13 protein-coding genes are annotated in these 15,326 nt (G+C 69.8%); 5 read left to right on the top strand and 8 right to left on the bottom strand.

Features of this window, described 5'->3' with window-relative positions; all coding sequences use genetic code 11:
* Positions 1–33: 33 nt before the first annotated feature.
* The 6 genes from KOI35_RS06900 to KOI35_RS06875 form a co-directional block, all read right to left on the bottom strand.
* Entirely contained in the window at positions 34–1,050 is a 1,017-nt protein-coding gene (locus KOI35_RS06900; RefSeq protein WP_308120826.1) for an N-acetylglucosamine kinase, read from the bottom strand.
* Entirely contained in the window at positions 1,047–2,303 is a 1,257-nt protein-coding gene (locus KOI35_RS06895; protein WP_215785192.1) for a family 4 glycosyl hydrolase, read from the bottom strand. Before KOI35_RS06895 ends, KOI35_RS06900 begins: the two co-directional genes overlap by 4 nt.
* The gene (locus KOI35_RS06890) at positions 2,300–3,157 is read right to left on the bottom strand and encodes a carbohydrate ABC transporter permease (protein WP_215785191.1); all 858 of its coding nucleotides are present in this window, start codon (positions 3,155–3,157) and stop codon (positions 2,300–2,302) included. Before KOI35_RS06890 ends, KOI35_RS06895 begins: the two co-directional genes overlap by 4 nt.
* Complete coding sequence (locus tag KOI35_RS06885; protein WP_215785190.1) at positions 3,154–4,092, bottom strand: carbohydrate ABC transporter permease; 939 nt, start codon at positions 4,090–4,092, stop codon at positions 3,154–3,156. Before KOI35_RS06885 ends, KOI35_RS06890 begins: the two co-directional genes overlap by 4 nt.
* A gap of 3 nt (positions 4,093–4,095) precedes the next feature.
* Complete coding sequence (locus tag KOI35_RS06880; protein ID WP_215785189.1) at positions 4,096–5,412, bottom strand: ABC transporter substrate-binding protein; 1,317 nt, start codon at positions 5,410–5,412, stop codon at positions 4,096–4,098.
* A gap of 132 nt (positions 5,413–5,544) precedes the next feature.
* On the bottom strand, positions 5,545–6,726 hold the full coding sequence (locus tag KOI35_RS06875; protein ID WP_215785188.1) for an ROK family transcriptional regulator: 1,182 nt from the start codon (positions 6,724–6,726) through the stop codon (positions 5,545–5,547).
* Between the two features lie 207 nt (positions 6,727–6,933).
* Here KOI35_RS06875 and KOI35_RS48285 point away from each other — a divergent pair, with 207 nt between their 5' ends.
* On the top strand, positions 6,934–8,145 hold the full coding sequence (locus KOI35_RS48285) for a lectin (protein ID WP_215785187.1): 1,212 nt from the start codon (positions 6,934–6,936) through the stop codon (positions 8,143–8,145).
* A 39-nt stretch (positions 8,146–8,184) separates the two neighbouring features.
* Here the strand turns inward: KOI35_RS48285 and KOI35_RS06865 are convergent, their stop codons facing one another.
* Positions 8,185–10,923 carry an ATP-binding protein gene (locus KOI35_RS06865; RefSeq protein WP_215785186.1) on the bottom strand — a complete coding sequence of 913 codons (2,739 nt, stop codon included), beginning with the start codon at positions 10,921–10,923 and terminating at the stop codon, positions 8,185–8,187.
* Between the two features lie 61 nt (positions 10,924–10,984).
* On the opposite strand from KOI35_RS06865, the gene KOI35_RS06860 reads away from it, so the two are divergent.
* Positions 10,985–11,644, top strand: a complete 660-nt coding sequence (locus KOI35_RS06860) for a hypothetical protein (RefSeq protein ID WP_215785185.1) — start codon at positions 10,985–10,987, stop codon at positions 11,642–11,644.
* Here the strand turns inward: KOI35_RS06860 and KOI35_RS06855 are convergent.
* Positions 11,641–12,798, bottom strand: a complete 1,158-nt coding sequence (locus KOI35_RS06855; protein WP_215785184.1) for a homogentisate 1,2-dioxygenase — start codon at positions 12,796–12,798, stop codon at positions 11,641–11,643. The two genes, KOI35_RS06860 and KOI35_RS06855, sit on opposite strands and share 4 nt — an antisense overlap.
* Positions 12,799–12,891: 93 nt before the next feature.
* On the opposite strand from KOI35_RS06855, the gene KOI35_RS06850 reads away from it, so the two are divergent.
* Genes KOI35_RS06850 through KOI35_RS06840 form a run of 3 tightly spaced genes read left to right on the top strand, consistent with a single transcriptional unit; the run spans position 12,892 to position 15,323 of the window.
* Positions 12,892–13,734: a hypothetical protein gene (locus tag KOI35_RS06850; RefSeq protein WP_215785183.1), complete on the top strand. Its 843-nt coding sequence runs from the start codon at positions 12,892–12,894 to the stop codon at positions 13,732–13,734.
* Positions 13,731–14,831, top strand: coding sequence for a fumarylacetoacetate hydrolase family protein (locus KOI35_RS06845; RefSeq protein ID WP_215785182.1), 1,101 nt, complete (start codon positions 13,731–13,733; stop codon positions 14,829–14,831). Before KOI35_RS06850 ends, KOI35_RS06845 begins: the two co-directional genes overlap by 4 nt.
* A gap of 33 nt (positions 14,832–14,864) precedes the next feature.
* On the top strand, positions 14,865–15,323 hold the full coding sequence (locus tag KOI35_RS06840; protein ID WP_215785181.1) for an SRPBCC family protein: 459 nt from the start codon (positions 14,865–14,867) through the stop codon (positions 15,321–15,323).
* Positions 15,324–15,326: the final 3 nt, after the last annotated feature.

The following is a 15,326-nucleotide window of genomic DNA, read 5'->3' as shown; positions in this document are numbered from 1 at the left end:
TGGCCCGGGGCGACGGTTCAGCTGAGACAAAAACTATGCCGCTCGACGCGGGAGGGCGGAACCGAGCGCTTGCGGGGTCATCGTGGCCAGTTCGGCTCGCACCACTGCCTCGGCGGCGGATGAATCCAGGGCGTCGAGTGCGAGCAGCGCCGCCCCGGCGATCGGTGCGGCGTCGGGCACGGTGACCTGCACCTGGGGTGCCAGCCGCTGCGCCCCGGCGACGATCTGGCGATGTAACTGGGGGTGCTGGGCCCGCAGCACGCTCCCGCCCAGCACCAGCGTGTGCGGGGTGTCCAGCAGGTCGAGGCGGGTGGCGGCCACCCGATGCTGGGCCAGCACCTCTTGAGCTTGACGGGTGACCAGGGCACTCGCCACCTCGTCACCGGTGGCGGCCACCTCGAACAGCAGGTGGGACAGGGCCGACAGTTCGTCGCGGGGGATGTCGCCGAAGTGCAGCGCGATCGACACCGCCTCCACGGTGGGCCGACCGAAGTGGGCCGCGATCGCCGCGCTCAACGCCGTCGGTTGGCCGCGGCCGTCTTCGCCGCGGGCCGCCAGGTGCAGGGACTGGTCGGCCAGGTCGTGGCCGCCGCCCCAGTCGCCCGAGATCGGGCCGAGGGCGACGAAACGCGCGGTCCGGCCGTCGGCCGCGCGGCCCACGCAGTTGGTGCCGGCGCCGCAGACGACCGTCACCGCGTCCGGCAGTGAGGTGCCGGAACGCAGCAGCGCGAAGCAGTCGTTGTCGACGATCGTGCGCCGGGCCCAGCCCTCGGCCGCGATCGCGCCGTGCAGCGCGGTCACCTCGACGGGCAGGTCGGCGCCGGCCAGGTAGGCCGCGACGACGTCGACCGGCGTACCGAAAGCCATGCCCGCCTGGGTGTAAGCGGAACGCACGAGATGAGAGAGCACGGCGACGGCACCGTCGAGGCCGATGTTGTGCGGGGACGACGTTCCCCCGCGTACGTATCCGAGAATCTCCCCGGTCGACGTGCCCAGCACCACGTCGGTCTTGGAGTTGCCGCCGTCGATGGCCAGATAGAGCGCTCTCACCGCGACCACGCCAGATGCGCCCGTCCGCTCGCGATGAGCCGGTCGGTCAGGTCGTCGGCGATCTCGTGCTGGCCGATCAGCGGGTGCGCGAGCAGCGCCCGATAGACCCGCGATCGACCACCACGCAGGGCCGCGTCCAGTGCGTACTCCTCGTAGCCGCTGACATGAGCGATAAGTCCGGACAGATCGGGCGGCAGCGGAGTCATCGGCAATGGCGTGGGACCGTCCACAGAGGCCCGAGCCGACACCTCGATCACCGCCGAAGACGGCAGAAACGGCAGAAGACCTTCATTCCGTACGTTTACCGAGTGCACCGACGACGAGTCGAACCCGTGCAGCGACGCGATCAACCCCACCGCTGCCTCGGAGTAGTAGGCGCCCCCGCGTTCACCGAGGAGAGCCGGCTTCTCGACCAGCGCCGGATCCCGATACATCTCGAGCAGAGACGCCTCGAGCGCGGCGACGACGGACCCCCGCGTCGGCGCGCCGGCCGCAGCCCGTACGTGCCGATCGTGGGCGTAAAAATACGACAAATAGTACGAGGGGACGTTGCCGAGCAACTGGAGAACCGAAGGCGCGAGATCGACCTCGGCCGCCAGGGACTCCAAATGATCTTGCAGCAACCCCGGTAGCCGGTCGACACCGTCCACATAGGCGGCCCGCTCCCACGTCAGGTGGTTGAGGCCGACATGCTCGAGAACGACCGATGACGGTGACACTCCGAGGTGGCCGGCGAACCGCCGCTGGAACCCGATCGCCACGTTGCACAGCCCGACCGCCTTGTGACCGGCGTCGAGCAGCGCACGCGTCACGATGCCGACCGGGTTGGTGAAGTCGATGATCCACGCGCCCGGCTTGGCCCGCTCGCGCACGCGCGCGGCCACATCGAGCACGACGGGAACCGTACGCAAAGCCTTGGCCAGGCCCCCGGCCCCGGTGGTCTCCTGACCGACGCAGCCGCACTCGAGCGGGAACGTCTCGTCGTTGATCCGGGCCTGTTGGCCGCCGACGCGCAACTGGATCAGCGCCACGTCGGCGTCGGTCACGCCGGCGTCGAGATCGGTGGTCCACCAGATCTTCGCCGGGTGGCCGTAGTGCTGCAGGATGCGGGCGGAGAACGCGCCCACGACGTCGAGCCGTTCCGCCGCCGGGTCGATGAGCACCAGTTCGGTGACCATCGGTCCGAGGCGGGCGAATCCGTCGACGAGCTCCGGCGTGTAGGTGGATCCACCGCCGATGACCGCGATTTTCAACCTTTGAATCCCGTCAGAGTGATGCCTTGGACGAAGGCACGTTGAGCGAAGAAGAAGATGACGATGAGGGGCGCCATCGCCAGGACGGTGGCCGCCGTGACCAGGTTCCAGTCGACGTGGTGGACACTGTGGAACGACGCGAGACCGAGCGACAGCGTCCAGGAGCTCTCGTTCTCGCTGGTGTAGAGCAGCGGGCCGTAGTAGTCGTTCCAGCAGTAGAAGAACTGGAACAGCCCGGCCGCCGCGATGCCCGGACGCGCCATCGGCAGCACGACCCGCAGCAACGTGCGCCACTCGCCACAGCCGTCGACCCGGGCCGCGTCCAGATATTCGCTCGGGATGGTGAGCAGGAACTGACGCAGCAGGAAGATGCAGAACGCGTCGCCGAACAGCGCCGGGATGATCAGCGGGGCCAGTGAGCCGGTGAGGCCGTAGCGGGCCCACATCAGGTAGAGCGGCACGGTCACGACCTGCGGCGGAAGCATCATCACGCAGATCACGAGCAGGAACAGCGGATTGCGGCCGCGGAACTTCAACTTCGCCAGCGCGTACGCGGCGGGGACGCTCGACAACAGCACCAGCACCGTCGACGACACCGCGTAGATGACCGTGTTGAGCAGATAGCGCGGCAACGGGGTCACCTCGAAGACCCGGACGTAGTTCTCCGGGTGCCACGAGTTGGGCCAGTAGTCGCTGGTCAGCGCCTGATCGCTGGTCATCAGCGAGAGCAGCACCAGATAGACGACGGGCGTCACGAACATGATGCCGAGTGCGATCGCGATGCTGTGCTTACCGATCCAGGCCAGCCGCCGCTGCCGGTGAATGCGACGATCCGGCGACGCCACTAAAGTCACGCCTCCTCCCCCGTAAAGGCCTTGGCCCGGCGCAACAGGATCAGGGTGACCCCGAGCGCGACCACGAAGAGCCCGATGGCCAGCGCGTTGGCGTAGCCGAGGGCGCTGTAGCGGAAGCCGACGGTGTAGAGCCAGAGCGGATAGGTGAAGGTCGAGCCCTCGGGGAAGCCGAAGTTGGACGAGATGCCACCGCCGACCGTGGCCTGTCCGCTGGCGATCGAGCCGGCCACCGCGGCCTGGTCGAAGTACTGCAACGTGTAGATCACGCCGGTGACCGCGGCGAACAGGATCACCGGCTGGATCGTCGGCAGCGTGATCGACCGGAACCGCTGCCAGGCGTTGGCGCCGTCCAGCTCGGCCGCTTCGTACAGGCTGGACGGAACTCCGAGCACCGCGGCCAGGAAGATCACCATCAGGTCGCCGATGGCCCACAGCCCGAGCAGGACGAGCGAGGGCTTGGCCCAGGTGGGCGAGTTGAACCAGAGCGGGCCGTCGATGCCGACCTTTTCCAGGAAGTGGTTGACCGGGCCGGTGCCGGGTTTGAGCAGGTAGACGAAGGCGATGGTGGCGGCCACCGGCGGCACGAGCGCGGGCAGGTAGAACAGCGTCCGGAAGAACCCGGCCCCGCGCTTGAGCTGGGTGAGCAGCATGGACAGGCCGATCGCCCCGATGATGCGTACGGGAACGAAGACCACCACCATCCACAGCGTGTTGCGGATGGACTGCAGCAGGAACGGGTCGTCGGCCATCCGCCGGTAGTTGTCCAGGCCCACCCACTCGGGCACGGAGAGCAGGTCGAACTTCGTGAACGAGAAGTAGACCGCCGAACCCAAGGGGTAGAGGAAGAACACCGCGATGCCGATCAGCGCGGGCGCGAGGAACGAGAGGGTCGTCGCGCCCTTCCGGACCCGTACGCCCAAAGGTCTGGCGGTCATCTTCTAACCGCCCAGGTTCATGACGCTGTTGATCTGCTTGTCGGCGTCGGCCAGGCCCTTGTCGAGGTCGGTGACCTTGCCCGACTGATAACTGTTGAGGAACTGCCCGAATGTCTCCTGGTAGGCCGGCCCCGAGGACGACGGCGGCGTGGTCGACGAGTTCGGGTTGGTGAAGATGTCGATGAACGTCTTGAAATCGGCGTCCGCATTGAGACCCGGGTCGGCGATCGACGCGGTCGTGGTCGGGATGTTCTTGAGCAGCCCGGAGAGCTTGATGACGGCCTGGTCATTCGTGGTCAGATACTTGATCAGCTCCCACGCGGCCTCGGGGTTCTTGGCGTTCTTGCTGATCCCGAGGATGTTGCCGGTGACGTAGCCACCGCCGTAGCGGGCGGGGTCGCTGGTCGGGATGGGCGCGACGCCGTACTTCAGGTTCGGGGTCTGGTCCTTGACGAACGCCAGGCGGTACTCGGCGTCGATGTTCATCGCCACCTGGCCCTTCTGGAACGCGTTGTCGGCGCTGTACTCGTCACCCAGGCCGGCCCGGAATTTGGTCAGCTTGTCGTAGCCGTACCAGTCGACGAGGTCCTTCTGCCAGGTCATCAGCGTCTTCCAGGCCGGGTCGGAGCCGATCGCGGACTTGCCGTCGTCGGTCAGCCACTTGGCCCCGACAGCCGGGGCGAGGTGCGACGCCGCGTTCTCGTAGAAGTCGTAGAGAGGCAGGAACCCGACCGTCTTGAGTGACCCGTCGGCGTTCTTCACGGTGAGTTTTTTCGCGTACGCCGTCAGTTCGTCCAGCGTCTTCGGCGGTCCGCTCAGTCCGGCCTTGGCGAACAGGTCCTTGTTGTAGAACATGCCGTACGCGTCGGCCAGGAACGGCATCGCGCACCGCTTGCCGTCGTACTCGGTGTACGAGCGGGTGGTGGCGTTGAGCTGGTTCAGGTCCACTTTGTCGCGTTCGATGTACTGCTTGAGGTCGACCCACGCGCCGGACGAGCAGAACTTGCCGACGATGTCGGTCGAGTAGGAGAGCCCGACGTCGGGACCGTTGCCGGCACCGATGGCCTGAGTGACCTTGGAATCGTCCTGGCCGCTCTTGATCGTGACCTTGATGTTGGGGTGGGTCGACTCGAAGTCCTTGACCACAGTCGCGATGGCGTCGGCCTCGCGCTCGGTGAAGAAGTGCCAGAGCTCGACGGTGCCGGAGACCTCCGTACCGGGGTCGGCGATCTTGGTTTCCTTGGGCGCCGGGGTGCAGGCCGTCGCCAGGGCGGTGGCGGTTATCAGGGCAAAAAGGGCGCGTGGGAGCCGTTTGTTCACTGTGGCCTCTCAGGGTTCGGCTTGGCGAAGAAACGAAATAAAGCGATAAAACGCGAGAAATCGAAGGACCGGATTCGGGCGGGTGGCGCAGGAGCAGGGTGGCGCAGGTGCGGGGCCGGCGGTGGCCGGTGGTCAGTTGTCGCGGATCGAGGCGATGAGGGTTTCGTGCACGGCGGTCAGGCCGGCGTCGAGGGCGCCGAGCAGCACCGAGTCGTCGTCGATCGAGGTGACGGCGATGGTGCTCTCGAGCGGGGCGGCACGGCGTACGGCGAAATTCACCGCCGACAGCAACGTGTCACCGCCGGCCTGGGCGATCGGGCCGGCCAGAACAACCAGGTAGGGATCGAGTACGGCGATGACCGCGGCCAGACCGATCACGATGCGGTCGGCCAGCGCGATCAGGAAGTCGCCGCCCGTCGCCGGGTCGGCCGCCGCGGCCCGGACGGCCGCGGCCGGGGTGGGACCCGGAACGCCGTTGTCCCGGGCCAGCTCGAGGATCGCCGCGCCGCCGAACAGGTCTTGCAGGTCGAGCTTGCGGTGGGACGAATCGGGGGAGTAGAGCGGCATGTAGCCGATCTCGCCGGCCCCGCCCCGCGCGCCGCGCAGCAGCGTGCCGGCCATGTCGATGGCCAGACCGAGGCCCTCTTCGCCCAGCCAGAGCAGGGCGAAGCCCTCGGCGTCACGTCCGGTGCCGCGCCGCCGCTCGGCGATCGCGGCCAGGTTGACGTCGTTGTCCACGCCGACCTCGGTGCCGAGCGCGGCCGCCAACTGGGGCACCAGGCCGGTGCGGCCGAATCCGGGCACGTCGACGTGCCGGATCGTCTCGGTGTGCGGGTCGTAGGAGCCGGCCACGCCGAACTGCACGTGGCGGATCCGTTCGGCGGGCACCCCGGCCTCGTTGCGCAGCTGGGCGACGACCTCGACCAGGGCGGTCAGCGGGTCGGCGGTCAGGAAGTCGATGCGGGACTCGATGCGCCCGCGGATCGTGCCGGTGAGATCGCACAGGGCCGCGACCACCGACGGGGCACCGCTCGCGCCGATGTCACGGACCGACACCGCCGCCGCGTACGCCGCGTCGGGGTTGGCGTTGTAGATCTCGGCGTTCGGCCCCGGCCGGCCACTGTTGTGGCCGACGACGTTGACCAGCCCGGCCTCGGTCAGCCGGCGCAGCACCTCGGAGATGGTGGGCGTCGACAGGGCCGTGAGCTTGCGCAGGTCGGCGCGCGTGAGCATGCCCGGATCCAGCAGGTGGGCCAGTGCCGCGCTCTCGTTCATGGCGCGCAGCAGTTTGGACGAACCGGCCAGACGGGTCACGGCGGCTCCTCGGATCGAGGCGGCTGATTGGCAAACTGACTAACAGTTAGCCCGGACGGTAGGCGGGCGGATCAAGGGTGTCAAGGGCCCGATCGCCAGCTTAGAACAAGCTATAGACGCCTATTGATAAACCTTTTTAACAGTTGTAGCGTCTCACCTCGTCGCGCGCGCCATCCCCCATGACTTCCCCCTCCCATGAGGAGCGCCATGAAACGCGCAAGGAGAGCCCTCTACGCCGCCGTCGCCCTGGCCGTCCCCGGAGCCGCCCTGATCTATGGGCTGCTCCCGGCCAATGCCGCGTCGGCCGGCCCGATCAAGGGGCTGGGCGGCAAATGTGTCGATGTGGCGGCCAGTAACTCGGCCAACGGCACCGCCATCCAGCTCTACGACTGCAACGGCACCGGAGCCCAGCAGTGGACCGTCGGTAACACCGACGGCAGCATCCGCGCGCTGGGCAAATGCCTCGACGTGACGGCTGCGTCGACCACCGACGGCGCCAAGATCCAGCTGTACGACTGCAACAACACCGGAGCGCAGAAGTGGACCGCCTCGGGCGGAAGTCTGGTGAATACGGGCAGCGGAAAGTGCCTCGATGTCACCGGTGGCAGCACCGCCAACGCCACCCGCCTGCAGATCTGGACCTGCTCGAACTCGGCCAACCAGCGGTGGACGCTGCCCGGCGGCACCACGCCGACCACTCCGCCCACGACCGCACCGTCGGGGACCAACTTGGACAACCCGGCCAAGAAGGACGTCGCGATGCAGATCGTGTCGGCCGCCGAGAACTCGTCCCTGGACTGGCGGGCCCAGTTCCGCTACATCGAGGACATCGGCGACGGGCGCGGCTACACGGCCGGGATCATCGGGTTCTGCTCGGGGACCGGCGACATGCTCGAGCTCGTGCAGGCGTACACGAACGCGGTGCCCGGAAACGTGCTGGCCAAGTACCTTCCGGCGCTGCGCAACGTGAACGGGACGGACTCGCACGCGGGGCTCGACCCGAACTTCCCGGCGGACTGGCGGACGGCCGCGGCCGACTCGCGTTTCCAGGCCGCGCAGGAGTCGGAACGTGACCGCGTCTACTTCAACCCGTCGGTGCGGGACGGGAAGAGCGACGGCGTACGGGCGCTGGGGCAGTTCGCCTATTACGACGCGGCCGTGATGCACGGCTACGAGGGCATGCGGGCGATCCGAAGCCAGGCGCTCAAGCGGGCCAAGCCGCCGGCCCAGGGCGGCGATGAGCGGGCGTGGCTGAACGCGTTCCTGGACGAGCGCGTGATCGAGATGAAGAAGGAGGAGGCGCACTCGGACACGTCCCGGGTGGACACCGCGCAGCGCCGCTTCCTCAACAACGGCAACTTCGACCTGAACACGCCGCTGGACTTCGCAGTCTATGGGGAGGCCTTCCACATCGGCTGACCCCTCCGACGGGGCCGAAGCTGCCCGGCTTCGGCCCCGTCACCCCGAACGCTTGAGAAACGGTCGGAGTTGGTCGGGATTTCGCGCTGGCTCCGAACGCCCCGCGATGATCGATGCGGACGAGCGGGAACGGGTAGCCGAACGGGGGAAACGATGGCGCACGCCGCCTACGGCGTCATCGTTGGGCTGCGCGTCCCCGCTCTGCCGTTCCCGGGTGCGCGCGAGACCCGCGTACGCCCGTCCCCGCTGCTCGGCCATCCCGCTCTCGGCCGCGATGGCCAGCGCCGCCTCGAAGTGGGCGACCGACGACTCGAGCCGGCCGGCCGCCCGGGCCGCCTCGCCGAGGTTGTTGAGGATGTCGGCCTCGGTGACCCGGTCGCCCGACTCCCGGGTGATCGCCAGCGCCTGTTCGTGCAGGTGAATGGCGCGTTCCGGCTCGCCGCGGCGGGTGCAGACCAGGCCCAGGGCGTCCAGCGCATCCGCCTCGACGCTGCGGTTGCCGAGCCGCAGGCACAGACCGAGCGACTCGCGGCAGTGCTCCTCGGCCTCGTCCAGCCGACCGCACCGGGCCTCGATGTTGGCCAGGTTGGCCAGGCCCTTGGCGATGCCGTGCGAGTCGGCCAGTTCGACGTGGACCGCGAGCCCCCGGGTCAGGAAGTCGAGCGCCTCGTCGAAGTTGCCGAGCGTGCCCTCGCCGTAGCCGAGGTTGTCCAGGGCCCGGGCCTCGCCGATCCGGTCGCCGGCGGCCCGATAGAGGGCGAGCGCCTTCTCGTAGTGCACCCGCGAGGCGGCCGGGCCGCGTCGGTAGAACTCGATGTTGGCCAGGTTGAGCACCGCGTGGGCCTGACCGCGGACGTCGTCGATGCTCGCGAAGAGCGTGGCCGATCGCTGGAGACGGTCGGCGGCCGGTTCGTTGCGGCCCAGGTTGGTGTAAGCGACGCCCAAGGCGGACAGGGCGGTGGCCTCGGCGCGGACATCGCCGACCGACCGGGCGGCCTCCACCGCGCGGTCGTTCATCACCAGCAGGTCGCGATAACTGGTGTTGAGCAGGTGCCGGAACATCGTCTCGGCGAGCCGGGTGGTGTGCGTCGGCCATCCGTGACCGGCGGTGTACGCGGCGAGCGCCATCAGCGTGGAATGCTCGGCGCTCAACCACGTCGAGGCGGCATCCGGGCCGGGCAGGGCCGGCGCCGCGGTGGTCGTCACCGGGGCCTGCGGGCGACGGTCGGCGCCGGTGGGATAGAGCACCCGCATCGCGGCCACGCTGGTGGCCAGGTAGTGGTCGAGCAGGCGGGTCAGGGCGGCCCGGCGCTCGGCCGGTCGCTCCTGGTCGTGGGCCCGGTCGGCCGCGTGCAGGCGGATCAGGTCGTGCTGCGAGTAGCGGTCGTCGCCGACGAACTGGATCAGGTGATCGTCGTAGAGCTGCCGGAGCCCGGTGCGGACCGTCCCCAGGTCGTCGCCGGTCAATGCGGCCGCGGCGTAGGCGTCGAAGTCTCCGGCCGGGTGCAGCGCCACCAGCCGGAGCAGCCGCTGCCGGTCGTCGTCCAGGTTGCGGTAAGACCGGTCGAGGGCGAGGGCCACGCCGTCGTCCAGGCGCCCGGCCCGGCGATGCTCGTCGAGCCGGTCCGCGTGGTCGGTCAGGCTCCAGCCGGGTGTGGCCCGCACCTGCGCCGCGACCAGGCCGAGCGCGAGGGGCAACCGTCCACAGAGCTCGGTGATGCGGACCGCGGCGTCGAGGTCGTCGCAGACCGTGGCCGCGCCGACCTCGTCGGACAGCAACCGCAGAGCTTCCGGGCGGCCGAACACCTCGAGCGTCAGCGAGACGGCCGGCTGCAGAGCGTCGAGGCTGCGTCGGCTGGTGACCAGCACCGAACAGCCCGGCGTGGCCGGCAGCAGCGGCCGGACCTGGTCGGCGTCGGCCGCGTTGTCCAGCACGATCAACGTCCGGGTGCCGGCCAGCCGCTCGTCGTAGAGCCGCCGGCAGGCGTCGAGGTCGTGCGGGACGGCCGAGCCGGGCACGCCGAGCAACCGCAGGAAGCCGTCCAGCACGGCGATCGGGTCGGCCGGCGGCTGGTCGGGATCGAAACCGCGCAGGCTGACGAAGAGCGTCCGCTCGTGCGGGAGCAGGTGGGCCGCCCGTACGGCCAACTCGGTCTTGCCGACTCCGGCCATCCCCTTGATCGCGGCGATCACGACCGGGCCGTCCGTGGACAGCGCGTCCCGCAGGTGGCGCAACTCGTCGGCCCGGCCGGTGAACAGCGGCAGCTCCGGCGGCAGGGTGTCGTAGACGCGGACCTGAGCACCGGCCTCCCGGCGACCGGCGACCGCCTGCAGAGCCTGCTGCCAGCGCGCCCGATAGCCGGGATCGGGATGCAGCACCTGGACGATCGCCGTCACCAGGTCGGAGCTGAGCCGGCGTCGCCCGGGCCGGAAACAGTCGCCCACGGTGGTGCGCCCGACCAGCTCGCCGTCGCCCCACAAGGCGTTGACCAGCGTGGTGATCCGTGCGTAGGACGGATCACCGGCCCAGACCTTGAGGGCACCGAGCCGTTCGGCCAGCTCGTCCACGGTCATCGCCGCGCCGGGTTCGGGCGGTTCCGGCCCGGGGCCCGCCGGCCCGTCGGTGGCCAGCGCCCGTGTCACCGCACGGTGCACTGTGGCCAGGCTCGGTACCCGGGCGCCGCCGGCCTCCGCCACCAGTTCGCGGTGCAGCGCGGAGATGTTGCCGCCCAGGTACGCCAGCCGGTCCAGCAGCGCGACATCGACGACAAACCCCACGTCGCTGAACACTAGGCGTCCCCGGCCCGGCCTCGACAGGGTGGTGAGTACCTTATCGGGCATGGTGGATCTCGTGATCGCGGTCGTCGCGGTCGTCGTGCTGATCGCGGTCGCGGTTCTGGTCGTGCGGCGTGACCGGATCAGCCACGCGGCGCTGGCTGGGGCGCTGGCGGTGGCCGTGGTGGCCGCCGGGGCGTTCGCGGTGGCGCTCTATCGCAGCCAGACCGGCGACGAACCGGCCGCGCTCCCCAAGGTCATCGGGTCGTCGGCGCCGGCCCGGCAGGGGCTCGGGACGGCGATCCTGAAGATCGAGGTTCCGATGGGTACGGGCGACAAATACCCGCAGGGCGCCCTGTGGCTGCTGCCCCCGCGCCCCGGCACCGATGCCTACACCGGCGACATCTCGCTGCTCTGCTCGACGCCCGGCAAGGACGAGAAAGTACAGAACTGCACGGGCGGCGACCAGCGCGTCTGGAGTGCCGAGCCGCTCGAGGGACGGGCGACCATCGGGCCGGCGACCGGGGATCCGTTCGCCGACCCGGCCGCCTGCGCCGAGGCCAACGGCGTGCAGTACTCCGGCGACTATCTGCAGCTGACCCCCGGCCGCGCCTACTGCCTGCACAAGGACGCGAGCACGGTGGTCTTCCGGGTGCCGTCCTTTCCGGACGAGAAGCCGCTCCCGGCCAAGCTCCTGGTCGAGCTGTCGGTCCTGTCCGCTTAGCGGTTCCAGGTCCAGGCGTAGGCGGTGTCCTCGACGGCGAGCGCGTTGTCGCACAGGTCGAGCGGGCGGAACGTGTCGACCATGACGGCCAGCTCGTCGAACGCCTCGACACCCAGGGCCCGCTCGACCGCACCGGGCTGGGGGCCGTGGGTGAAGCCGGACGGGTGCAGCGAGATCGAGCCCTGCTCGATGCCCGAACCGCGGCGGGCCTCGTAGTTGCCGCCGGTGTAGAACATCATCTCGTCGGAGTCGACGTTGTGGTGGTTGTACGGCACCGGGATGGCCAGCGGGTGATAGTCGACCTTGCGCGGGACGAACGAGCAGACCACGAAGTTGGGCCCCTCGAACGTCTGGTGCACCGGCGGCGGCTGGTGCACGCGGCCGGTGATCGGCTCGAAGTCGTGGATCGAGAACGCCCACGGATAGAGGCAGCCGTCCCAGCCGACCACGTCGAACGGATGGTGCGCGTAGACGTGCCGGGTCCAGCCGGCCCGGTGCTTGACCAGCACCTCGACGTCGGTCTCGTCGACCAGCAGCGGCTCCGACGGGCCGCGCAGGTCACGCTCGCAGTAGGGCGCGTGCTCGAGGTACTGGCCGCGCACCGACAGATAGCGCTTCGGCGGTCCGATGTGGCCGTTCGCCTCGATCGTCAGCAGGCGGGCCGGTCCGTCCACCGGCACGATCCGGTGCACGACCGAGGTCGGGACGATCACGTAGTCGCCCGGACCGGCCTCGAGTGCACCGAAGCTCGTCTCGACGACCACCCGGCCGTCCTCGACGTAGAGCAGTTCGTCGCCGACGGCGTCGCGATAGAGCGGGGACGGCCGGTCGGCGACCACGTAGCCGATCCGGACGTCGTCGTTGGCCAGCAGCGCGCGACGGCCCAGCACCGCGTCGGCCGGGCCTGCGTCGAGCTTGTGGGTCCGCAGGTGGCGCGGTTTCAGCGGCAGGTTCGGAGAACGCTTCACGGCCGGCGACTCGTGGGTGTCGGCCGAGACGATGGCCGTCGGCGGATACCGGTGATAGAGCAGCGAGGAATCGGAGGAGAAACCCTCCTGACCCATCAGCTCCTCGGAGTAGAGACCGCCGTCCGGGCGCCGGAACTGTGTGTGCCTCTTGTGCGGCACCTCGCCGACGCTGCGGTAGTAGGGCACCGTTGCCTCCCACCTGGGGTGATACCTCGTTGGCAAAACCGACATAGCGGACGTGGTTGTCCACTATCCGAAGCGTCTATTAGGTTCGGATTCGTGTCAACGTCGGTTCCTCCGCTCTTCGCCGGGCTGGTGGACGACGCCTCGCTGCTGCCGCCCAGCCCCACGAGCGCGGCCGAGGCCGTCGCCAAGCACGACGAGCACCGTGCGGGCTGGTTCGCCGGTCTGCTCGGTCCGTTGCTGCTGCCCGCGTCGCTGATCGGCGCCGACCTGCGGGCCGACGACCTGCCGGTCGCCCTGGTCGGCGACGTCAGCATGGGCGCGGTGCCGGTCGCGGTGGAGAAGCTACGCGCGGCCGGCGGCCGGGTGCAGCACCTCGAGGCCGCGGTCGCCCGCCGCGGGGAAGATCCGCAACCCGGGCTGGCCGACCTGCGCGGGCTGGCCGAGCGCGACGGTCTGCCGGTCTTTGCCGAGATCCCGCTCAGCTGGGGACTGCTCGGCGCCCTGGACACGGTGGCCGAGGCGCGTGGGGCCGGGGTGCGGATGGCCCCCAAGTTCCGGGTCGGCGGGCTCGCGGCCGAACTGTTCCCCACGCCGGTCGAACTGGCCGCCGTGCTCTGCGCCTGCCGCGACCGGGAGCTGCCGTTCCGGCTGGCCGCCGGGCTGCGGCATGCGATCCGGCACACCGACCCCGAGACCGGGTTCACCCACCACGGCTTTCTCAACGTGCTGGCCGCCTCGGTCAGCGCGACCGATGGCGCCGAGGTCGCCGAGGTGGCCGAGGTGCTGGCCGCGACCCACCCGGTGCCCCTGGTCGAGGCGTGCCGGGCCCGGCGCAGCGATCCGCGCCCGATGTTCGTGGGCTTCGGCGCGGCCAACGTCGTCGAACCGCTCACCGAACTGGTGCGCCTCGGACTGATCAACGGTGGGTACGAATGAGTGCAGGGTTCGGTCTCGACAATCTCCCGTACGGCGTCTTCAGCCGGCCCAACGGCGAGCGGCGCATCGGCGTACGGCTGGGAACCGACGTAGTTGATCTGTCGGCGCTCGGCGGGCACCTCTCCGCGCGGTCGCTCGACCCGCTGATGGCGGCCGGTCGTCGGGAGTGGACCGCCGCGCGCGAGCAGGTAGTGGCCCATGTGACGGCCGGGCCGCCGCTGATCCCGCTGCGCGACGTGACCCTGCACCTGCCGTTCGCGGTCGCCGACTACACCGACTTCTATTCGTCCGAGCATCACGCGCTCAACGTCTCGTCGATCCTGCGGCCCGAGTCACCCGGCCTGTCGCCGCAGTGGAAGCACCTGCCGATCGGCTATCACGGCCGCTCGGCGACCGTCGTCGTCTCGGGCACGCCGATCCCGCGCCCGCACGGTCAGCTCGGGGCGGGTGAGTTCGGCCCGACCCGGCGGCTCGACGTCGAGGCCGAGGTGGGTTTTGTCGTCGGACGCCCCGGCCGCCGGATCGCGACCACCGACTTCGCCGAGCACGTCTTCGGCGTCACCCTGGTCAACGACTGGTCGGCCCGCGACCTGCAGGCCTGGGAGTACCGTCCGCTCGGGCCGTTCCTGGCCAAGTCGTTCGCGACCTCGGTGTCGCCGTGGGTGACGCCGCTCGACGCGCTGGCCACCGCTCCCCCACCCGCGCAAGATCCGGAGCCGCTCGACTACCTGCGCCCGGCCGGGCCCGCCTTCGACCTGCGCCTGACCGTCGAGTGGAACGACACGCTGGTCAGCACGCCGCCGTTCGCGTCGATGTATTGGACCGCGGCCCAGCAGTTGGCCCATCTGACCAGCAACGGCGCTTCCGTACGGACCGGCGACCTCTACGCCTCGGGCACGGTCTCGGGGCCGGCCCGCGACCAGGCCGGCTCGTTCCTCGAACTGACCCGCAACGGCGACGAACCGGTCAAGCTGGCCGACGGCACCGAGCGCGGCTTCCTGCTCGACGGCGACCACGTGCGCATCGGCGGCACGGCCCGCTCGGCGGCCGGCACCGAGATCTCCCTGGGCTCGGTTTCCGGCACTATCGTCACCTAGAACATGTCGTAACGTGTACGCGGGGGTGACGCTATGTCGACGGTCGTGGTGACCCGCCTGATCGACGCGCCGGTCGCGGCGGTCTGGCAGGTGTTCACCGATCTGAGCCGGCGCCGCGAGTGGCTCACCGCCGTCACCCGGGTCGAGGTGCGCACGCACGGGCCGTTCGACGCGGGCACGGTCTGGCGGGAGACGCGCGCGATGGCCGACGGCGGCGAGGTCACCGAGGAGTTCCGGGTACGCGAGTGCGAGGTGCCCGAGCGGTTCGTCGTCTCTTCGCCGGGCATCGGCGCCGACTACCGGATGACCTATTCGTTCGTCCCGGTCATCTCCGGACGGCATCGCGGCGGCACGATGGTCACCGTCAAGCAGGAGGGCGCCCCGACCGCGCCGGCCGGCCGCATCCTGGCCCTGATCTTCGGCGGGCTGGCCGCTGAGACGGCCGAGGGCGTGCTGCGGCGCGACCTCGACGACCTGGCGGCGGTCGCCTGACAT

The organism is Paractinoplanes bogorensis (genome assembly GCF_018829635.1).
Taxonomy (GTDB): domain Bacteria; phylum Actinomycetota; class Actinomycetes; order Mycobacteriales; family Micromonosporaceae; genus Actinoplanes; species Actinoplanes bogorensis.
Note: the sequence above shows the minus strand (reverse complement) of the source record. Positions and strands in the feature narration are given on the sequence as shown.